This is a genomic window from Pseudomonas nicosulfuronedens, assembly GCF_005877905.1.
Classification (GTDB): domain Bacteria; phylum Pseudomonadota; class Gammaproteobacteria; order Pseudomonadales; family Pseudomonadaceae; genus Pseudomonas; species Pseudomonas nicosulfuronedens.
Map to the genome: position 1 here is coordinate 1 of NZ_SWDV01000075.1, position 8,179 is coordinate 8,179.

The following is an 8,179-nucleotide window of genomic DNA, read 5'->3' on the forward strand; positions in this document are numbered from 1 at the left end:
CCTCGGATTAGGAAAAGACGCAGTCGCTGGCCGAGAGCGGCCAGCGAAACATCAGCACTAGAACATCTTGGGCAGGTTGCTGATCAGCAACGACAACAGGATCGGTATAGCCAGTATGAGGAAGGTACTCACCACCAGCGGCGGCAAGGGGAGCGGGAAGATCAAGCTCAACGGTAGCAGTACCGTGCTCATCAAAAGCATGTTCGTCGCATGGTTGTTCACAAACGGCGACGTGTAGCTGAACCCCGCCCTCTTCGCATGCCAACGCATCCAGCCGGCGTAAGCCCCGGGGATAACGACTACAGCAAGGAATGGCAGCCAGAAAAGCGCCAGCACCACTCGATACACCACCTGGTAGATGATCTTCTGTAGTGCCTCTCCCCGCTCGCTTAGGTAGTTGAACCACCAGCCTGCTTTTTCCTCCAGAGCATTGACGGTTCCCCTGGAGCTTCGCTCGCCAATGAATACGTCGGCGACCATGGCTTTCGCCCCTGAGTCCAAGAGAAGGAACGTGTACCAGTCCCTTGTCTTCGACTCCACCGCAGCCAGATCGCTCTGGCCCAGCAGCGCCAGCCCCCAGGCCCTCTCCTTGACCATGACCTTGTCCACAAGCTTGTTTGGGGCGGCGGTGGCCAGCATCAGAACCAGGATGAACCCGAAAGCTATCGACGCAACCAGGCCCTTGGGCCACTTCTCCTCGATGTTCTCAGCCATGGATCAGTTGCTCCGTCACGATCGAAGGGACGTTCGATAACGTGCACCATTCCAGAACCTGTTCATTCGGCAGGGCTGCATCGCTTTTGCGCAGATGGTCTAGAACATGGCTGAGGACAGCACGCAGGCGCGAGAAATCATTGCTCCGCTCAATGCACATCCGCTGGTACTGTCCGAGTACCTCCTGCAAGGCATGACCAATTGCCAGCGGCGGATACCCAGCCTCCAGCATGAGCGTGATCAAGCGGGTACCGCAGCGCCACTCCAAATCAAAAGTGCGAAGTAGCTTGGTGGACTCCGCATCCAGCTGGGTACGGCGTTGAATCTCGAGAGGAGTCGATACAGACACAGGGGCCTCCTATCAGGCTGCTTTGTCAAAATTGATGATCGGGATACGGCCCTTGCGAAGATCTCCGCCAGCAAACACTGCAAGGAACTCTAGGTCGGGCAGTTCGCCCAGCAAGCCGGTAGGGAAACGCTCGCCCTCCTCCTGCATCAGCCGCTCACCGACGTTGCCACCGACACGAATGCCGCTCTGGTCTGGGCTATTTCCTTGCGTGCGCATGACGTACTTGAAGCGCGTCGGTGTGAGTTTGTCCGCGATGAAGGCTTGCGTATCGGTATCGAGCACGCGCAAAGCCACGACGTGGTTGCAGTTGCCGAGAACCTGCATGGCTTTCGATTCATCCCCCAGCCGCGCCTTGAAGTCTGCGATGGTCTGCGTGGCGATGTAGAGGTTGATGCCGGCGCCGCGCCCCTTGTTGAGCAGCTGGATCAGCTGGTCGTTGATAACCTCTGCAGCCTCATCCACGAAGATGTTTACGGGCTTGGGAATGCGGTGGTTGTAGATTTCGCCAGCCGTGGAGGCCAAATCAGCCAGTGCCAGCGAACCGATGGTTGAGCCAACCATCGAGTCCGAGAGCGAGTCGAGACCCATGTAGAGCACCTGGTCCCCGTTGATCACGGAGTTGAGGTCGACAATGGGACGCTCGTCGTCGGGATCCGCCACAGGAGACAGGAGCGGCCCCATGGCGCCAGCAGTCAGCATCACCAGAATCGGCAGCAAGCCGGCGATCATCTTGCTGAAGTGCGAGCGCTCGTGCTCCAGCATGGTGAGAAGGCCTTCAATGTCACCGTTCGCTCTGACGGGCGCGATATCCTGGTAATAGACACGGCGAAGAACCTTGGCCTTCCCTTCGATATCGCCTGGTTTCACCTTTGCGCTGATCAAAGCGGCAGAGGCCATGGCATCGAACTGCGCGTCGCCGAATACTTCCGCGCCGTAGGCCATGATGACCTTGATCGTCAGGCCCGGAACGTCCCCTTCCAGCGTTCGCCTGAGCCCAACCAGGGTGGGTTGGATCTTGCAGATCAGCATGGCCTGAATCACGTTGTTCAGGGCCATCATCGAGAATGCCTGGAAGGGGTCACCGGCATCACTTTTCATCAGAACAGCAACACGTGAGGCAATTTCTGTCGCGCGACCGAAGTTTTTGGTCAGCGACAGGCGTACCGAACGCTCAGGGAAGGCCGGGTGGAAATACTTGTACCGGTGGCTCTTGCCGATTCGTGCCGTTGCCATCTCACAGGTGCGCGCTAGCCCCTTGTCACCCTTTGGATCGATCACGATTACCGGTTCGCCACGGGCGATGCACTGGGTGATGGCCATGTCAAACCAGCGGGATTTTCCGGCGCCGGTGGTGCCCACCACCAGGAAGTGGATGTTTCGCGAATCCGCGGGCCGCATGCAGGGCTCTTCCTCTCCCATACCCAAGCCATGGATCCACTTGGTGCCCTTGACTGTTGCCTTCCGCTTTCCCTTCTTGCCCAAGATGTCTTCAAGGTCCAACGCGAGCAGCTCGAAGGCGTACTGCCCATGCATGTGGCGCCAGGCAAAGGCCTCTCCGAAATAGATATCGCCTTTGTTGGCCCGGACCATCGCGATCATTTGATCCAACGTGATGGTATGAACGCCGGCGCCATAGAGACATGCCTTCGCGTTGTGGACGCGCAAGGCCTTGGGAAGCGCTGCGAGTGCGAAGCCCGCCTGAACCCCTACCGTGATGAGGTACGGAGTGATAGGCATGCTGGTGAGCAGCTGAACGGCCGTGCTGCCGATTATCGAGGTGCCCCATGCAGCGACCTCGTGAGCCTCAAAGTTTTTCCGCCAGTAGCTGGTGTAGTCCCATTCGCTCATTTGGCAGGGATCTCCTCAGGTAGTGCTCTGATGAAAATTTTGCGTTTAACCGCCACTTTCACTGCATCGCGCAGCGCGAATATCGCCTCCTCCAGAAGGGCCGGGGTGACGCCAAACTGATCTGCGATCTGCGAAACCTGGTGCGGAGTGATGGCGCGCAGGCCGAGGCCGGCGATGACCTCGAATGAAGACTTCGCGATCACCTGCTCGACCGCGTTACGCAGAACAGGAAGCTCGCCTGTTGGAAGGCGACTGAGGTGGGGCACGTTCCAGTCCAAACGTGCCAGCTTGCAGATGATCAAGCTGTAGTCCTGCGTGAACAGGAACCCTTCCTGGTTCTTGAGCTTCTTCAGGACAGCAGGTCCCTCCGATGCGATGTCCTGCCAAAGCCATCCGGCCTGCACCAAGCCCTCAACATCATCGTGCTGAAACGCCGAACCCAGGCGAACGAACACCTTGTTGAAAGCACTGCGCAACGTATCTGGCTCTGCTGCTGCAGCTATAAGCTTTCGCGCTAATTCCGGGTGCATCTGCAGCAGGTACATTTCGTGGTCGGCCAACAACTCTGCATCACCAGGGGATATCTCCAGCGGAGCAATAGGTGCTGAAGATTTCTCTGGTTGGGCTGGTTGGACTGCTAGCTGAACTTGCGGAACGGTCGCTGATGAAGCCTGAGGGGTCGGCAATGGGCTCGCGCCGATTTGATCGCCGCGTAACTGGCTGAGGCTGATTCGTCCAGGGCGAGCAGCGCGCTCCGGTGCCGCGGCTGCAGCCGATTGCTGTTCTGGAGCATCGTCAGCCGCCAGCGCGCCGGACGGTGATTCGGAAGTCACCGGAGCCCCGTTATTCGCCCCACTCGCGTTGTCCTCGGGCAACTGCGACAAGTCGCCAAGCATTTGCTCGAGGGTGAACGTCTGCTCCGGCTCTTCTTCAGGCTCCATCGGCTCTTCTGCGGAGCCTGCAGCTGGTTTGGTAATCTCGAGTGAGGGGGATGCGTCTTCAGCTGTAACACCTGCTCGCACACCCGGCGAAGGCTTACCGATCTCAGCCGTCGCTGGAGCCTTCTTCCGCTTTGGCTTGGTCTGTTTATCGGCCGGCGGTACGACCTCCTCGCCACTGTCATCGGCCTGCCCAGGGGATGCAGTGTTTTCCTGCTGGAACAAATCTCCCTGGTTCTCGTTCTTCTGGCTCGCCTGCTCACCCAGCTTGTCGTTGGGTGCGATGAGGTCCCTTGCCTTTCCCTCCTTACCCAAGCTGATTGAAACCGGGGGTGGCAGAGGTGTAAGCGGGAAGAGGATGTCCGGCGAGAGGAGTTTTATGCACCGCAGCGCCGGCGCCTGTCCGTTCTTACGCAAAAGGTGCGGTGTGACGTACCAATAGACGTCGCCATTAGAGGCGCGCTCCGCGATACCGTGCGCAGCTAAAATCCCAACCAGGGTATCTGCGGCGCGCGGGATCGCGACAACACCGTCGGCGACAACCATCTGCACGATCTCGTCGGCAGCCATCGTCCAAGCGATGTAGATTCCGTCGGTAGCTATCCAGACTCGTCCACCAGGAACATTCGCCTTCCAGGTACCCTTCTCGATCAGTCGAAGCATGGCATCGGTAACTAGGCGAGCTACCGGAACGCCTGTATCACCACCGGTGGTATTTCGTGGGCCCTTCAGGAGATCCCGTTTCACTGAGGCCTCATCCGCTGCACGCACGAGCGATGTCAGCGGCCCTGCCCCTGCGCCAGAGATGGCGTCGAGCATTGCCTCGTAGATGTCGTGGCCACCGTCCCGAATCCAGGCCCGGGCCTCATCTGGAATGATGCCCCTAACCAGCGAGACTGAAACTTGAACATGGTTAGCGTGCCGATCAGGATTCCAGTGGAGAAAATACCGGTTGATACCGGTTCGACTTGACCACGCATGGAGCGTTTCCCGCTCGTAGTTCCACTCTTCCCCACCCTCAAAGCTCGTCGCCCGAATGTCCGACAACGGTTTGCCGGCATCGTGAAGCAACCCAGCCGCAACGCCAGCCACGTACCAGCGGCGCAACCGCATGCTTCGCCGCGAAGGCGTTTCGCCAGCGTCGAATGCCGTGGTCAGGCAACCGTCGAGCGTGAACGCTGCCACTTCCATGCTGTGACGGAGCAAACCTCCAGGACCATCATGGTGATGGCTCTGTGAGGCCGGGAGGAGATGGGCCAGCTCAGCGAAGTTATTGAGGATCGGCTCGACATACCTCGCAAACTCTTCATCAGGCAGTCCAAGTGAACCCATGAGCCGGTCGAAGAGATCCTGCTGATATCGGCGCATGAACCAGCGGCCGGCAACCAGGCCAGGGTAGCCTTCCTGGTAGGGTGGGTACCGAAGGTTCCGCCAATTGTGATTCTCAAGGTATGGACGGAGCTCAGGGGCAATCATTTCCTCGGCAGGGTGCGGGTACGAACGGCCGACCCAATCGGCGTTCCGATTACCCCCAAGCGAGAAAATCCGTCTGATAAGCGAGATAGGCGACATAGGCTTCTCTTTGTGTGGACTGGCGCATGTTGCTTGCGCGCAAGCCCGGCAAGAGGCCATTTCCCGCCAAAAAAAGGGCGAAAAAAAACCCGGCACATGGCCGGGCGGGGAACTCAGAACCAGAAGGTTCCGTAAGCGACTGAAGGCTCTGTGGCCTCTTTCGATTCAGCTGGCGCCAACCTGCGAACCCTAGGTTTAGGCTCTGGCAGCGCTGTTGCTTCGTCGTAGTTCGGATTTACGGTATGTCGATATGCAACGGAACCACCCGTTCGATGACGATTCAGGACGTCTTCAGGAATTGCGTCATGCAGTTCCTTCGCCACCCCTTCCCAGTCAACAGCACCGGCGATCTCGTAACACGTCACCCGCACACCAAGAGCATCGGCTCGTCGAAACAGCCCCATCAGCGGTCGGAACGCAGCATCCTGTTCCTTAGCTTGATTGGTCAGTGCTTTGAGCTCTGCTTTCAATTGCGTGATTTTTTGCTCCAACTCTCGTCGTGGTCGGGCCAGCTTGCGCCAGGCGTCCAATTCGAGCTGATCCAACGGTAGAACATCACGCTTTGGATCTGCTGCCGGCGGGGAGCCGGTTTCAACCAACTCCCAGAAGTGGATCTCCGCGGCAATGATCCGCTTGCGCGTTACTTCGTCGAGCGACACCGGTAAGCAACATGGTTCGTGCTTGGGGGACCAAAACCACAGGTACCCTTCACTCGCGCCACTGACGATCATCTGATGCCACACCTGCCACCGATACAGCAGGTATGCATGGCTTTCCATCTGAAGGCGGAGCACTTCCAGGTGATTCGCGTCGGCCAGGTTTTTTATCTCCACCGGTGCGCCGTTGGCCAACAGACCGTCGAAGGATGCCCGAATGATTGGGTACTCCTGCGACTCGCCGCAGACCGGCATGCCCAACTGGCCGTACTTCTCTTCGAACGCCTGCAGAGCCATTGGCTCTCGCTGTACCCCCTGCCGCACCTGCGGAATGACCGATAGGTCCGGCGGGGTAACGATGCCAACCAGCTCCCTCCATAACTCCAGAGGGCTTTTATCCGGGTTTGCACCCATGATCACTGCACAGCTGGTCGCAGAAACTCCCTCACGGCGCCACTCGTGCCAATCGGGGGATCGCTGCGCGAGATCAACGACTTTCATCTCGTTCTCCTTTTCAAGTAGTGAACCACCTGGTCATGCCGACCCAAGTGGTTCCCACCGGAACGAACGAGCCCCTTGGGGCGTCCGCCCCAGAGGGATTTCTTCTGGTACTCCAGGCTGCCCGGCATCAAGCAGCCTCTGCAGCAGTCTGGTACCGGGCATAGATCTCTTCTCGCTGTCGCATGGCGTCTTCGAAGCTGAGCAACCCTGCGTTGCAGGACTGGATCAGACCGACTACCTCCATGCCACGGCGCCATTCGACGGTATCGGCAACACGGTCAAGCGCGCCCGGGTCGGGCGCGCCATAACCGTCGTCGACCAAATCACCGAGACACTCCTCCATCGAATCGAAGGTGACATGCCCGGTAAAACCATCGCTCTGGAACGCCTGCCATCGAAAGCGGCCAGGCTGCGAGGCGTCAGGAAGGATGATCCCCCAGGCGTCTCGCCGGCAGTGCTTCAAGGTCAAACCGACTTCGAGCTGGCCGACGAGAAACTCCAGGAGGAATAACTTCGCCTGAGTCTTCTCGATCACCTCTTCAGCACAGACCGCAAACGGGCCACCATCGTGAAGTACCTGCTGCCACTCGCGTAGCGATTTCTGCAGGCTTTCAACGGTTGACGGCCGCATTGCTCTGCTCCTTGGCCAGGGATGGTTTCAGGAGCAGGAACAGGTCTGGATAGTTCTTCTCAGCGATTTCGATTGACTGCTCAAACGACTCCGCCTCGCAGCGGAATTGCTTCGTTTCATTGGTCAACAGGTTCACGAGGGTATGAATGTAGGTGCGCATGGGATTTCCTTTTCAGAATTCGATCACCTGAAAAGGCAGCGCTCCCGAAGGGGGCGAATGCCCCCTCAGGGTGGGTTTTTCCTGGCGCCCTACGGCAGCAGCAGGGTCAGGATCAGCTTGATGATGTCGAGCATGATGCTTCCTCAGTTTTGCCAGAGTCCCCCGCTAGGGGGGTTCCCTGGCGGGTTGGTTGACTCGGCGTGCCCGGAGGCGGTCGAGGATGAGTTATTCGCCCTGGGAGGCGATGGCATAGGCTTCAGCTCGCGCTGCGTTGATTTGCTTCTCTGCGTAGTTGCGCGCATCGACCGGCCAGGTCGACACGTACTCGAGTGCTGCATTCCAGGCCCCAGAAAGGCCCGCGCGGCGGACCAGTTCAGCAACTTTCTTGAGCGTTCTTTCCGGGAAGTTAGGTGCGGGCACGGCTTCGCTATCAGCCGCTAGCAACTCCCCCTCAACCAACACAGCTTCCGGTGCCGGCTGAAGCTCAGCAGCAGGTACGGCGGCCGGCTCGGTGTCCACCCGGCCAGGCTGCAGACCTTCCTCTTTCGAGGTAGGTAGCGGCTCAATCGGATCGACTACCTGCGCATTCCCCATGTAGCGCTCGATCGCTGACACATGCACGCCAGTGGTACTGAACCCCTCGCCACCATCGGTATTGAGGTACTCAATTACCTTGTCCAGCTTCCCACCTGCGAACGGCCAGTACTTGCGGGCAATCTTGATCGCCGATTTCTTCTGCATCGAGCTTTCATAGTTCACCCATGGACCTTTCTTTTTTCTCCGCCACAGGTCTGAGGCCTCTCTTGCAGC

Annotated in this window: 7 protein-coding genes and 1 pseudogene; all 8 read right to left on the bottom strand. The window is 58.7% G+C overall.

Annotated elements, in window-relative coordinates; translation table 11 throughout:
* Positions 1 to 57: 57 nt before the first annotated feature.
* On the bottom strand, positions 58 to 714 hold the full coding sequence (locus FAS41_RS29975; protein ID WP_138526903.1) for an IncC plasmid conjugative DNA transfer DtrJ family protein: 657 nt from the start codon (positions 712 to 714) through the stop codon (positions 58 to 60).
* On the bottom strand, positions 707 to 1,063 hold the full coding sequence (locus tag FAS41_RS29980; protein ID WP_138526904.1) for a hypothetical protein: 357 nt from the start codon (positions 1,061 to 1,063) through the stop codon (positions 707 to 709). Before FAS41_RS29980 ends, FAS41_RS29975 begins: the two co-directional genes overlap by 8 nt.
* A gap of 12 nt (positions 1,064 to 1,075) precedes the next feature.
* A complete protein-coding gene (gene traD / locus FAS41_RS29985; protein WP_138526905.1) occupies positions 1,076 to 2,911 on the bottom strand; it encodes a conjugative transfer system coupling protein TraD in 1,836 nt (611 codons plus the stop codon).
* Positions 2,908 to 5,481 carry a MobH family relaxase gene (gene mobH / locus FAS41_RS29990; RefSeq protein ID WP_138526906.1) on the bottom strand — a complete coding sequence of 858 codons (2,574 nt, stop codon included), beginning with the start codon at positions 5,479 to 5,481 and terminating at the stop codon, positions 2,908 to 2,910. Before mobH ends, traD begins: the two co-directional genes overlap by 4 nt.
* Before the next feature lie 53 nt (positions 5,482 to 5,534).
* On the bottom strand, positions 5,535 to 6,578 hold the full coding sequence (locus tag FAS41_RS29995; RefSeq protein WP_138526907.1) for a lambda-exonuclease family protein: 1,044 nt from the start codon (positions 6,576 to 6,578) through the stop codon (positions 5,535 to 5,537).
* Positions 6,579 to 6,705: 127 nt separating this feature from the next.
* Positions 6,706 to 7,209, bottom strand: a complete 504-nt coding sequence (locus tag FAS41_RS30000; RefSeq protein ID WP_138526908.1) for a hypothetical protein — start codon at positions 7,207 to 7,209, stop codon at positions 6,706 to 6,708.
* On the bottom strand, positions 7,190 to 7,369 hold the full coding sequence (locus tag FAS41_RS30005; protein ID WP_138526909.1) for a hypothetical protein: 180 nt from the start codon (positions 7,367 to 7,369) through the stop codon (positions 7,190 to 7,192). Before FAS41_RS30005 ends, FAS41_RS30000 begins: the two co-directional genes overlap by 20 nt.
* A gap of 225 nt (positions 7,370 to 7,594) precedes the next feature.
* Positions 7,595 to 8,179, bottom strand: a pseudogene (locus tag FAS41_RS30010) (hypothetical protein); the annotation flags it as partial.